General features: G+C 65.8%; 1 protein-coding gene. It reads right to left on the bottom strand.

Annotated elements, in window-relative coordinates:
• Positions 1-315, bottom strand: a 315-nt coding sequence (locus tag EOB49_RS35040; RefSeq protein ID WP_164781994.1) for a leucine zipper domain-containing protein, incomplete at its 3' end; no start/stop codon positions are given.
• Position 316 lies beyond the last annotated feature (1 nt).

Here is a 316-nt window from a genome sequence, read left to right as displayed (position 1 = left end):
CCGGCTAACGGTGGCGGGCGAGACGCCGACCTCATGGGCGATGTGCTTGCCGGTCCAACGTTGCCGCCGCAGCGCCATGATGCGCTCGGCGATCAACGCAGCGGTGGCCTGCGGCATATGGGCGGGCCGCGAGGAACGGTCGATCATGCCGGCCCGCCCTTCGGACTTGTAGCGCTCGACCCAGCGCGCCACGATCTTGGCCGACACGCCGTAGACACGCGCCGCATGGGCTTTGGAGAAAGCGCCTTCTATCACCGACAGCGCCATCTCCTCTCGACGCAGCGGTGTGAGACGGGCATTCTTATGGATGTTCATT

The organism is Mesorhizobium sp. M7A.F.Ca.MR.148.00.0.0 (assembly GCF_003997735.1).
Taxonomy (GTDB): Bacteria; Pseudomonadota; Alphaproteobacteria; order Rhizobiales; family Rhizobiaceae; genus Mesorhizobium.
Note: the sequence above shows the minus strand (reverse complement) of the source record. Positions and strands in the feature narration are given on the sequence as shown.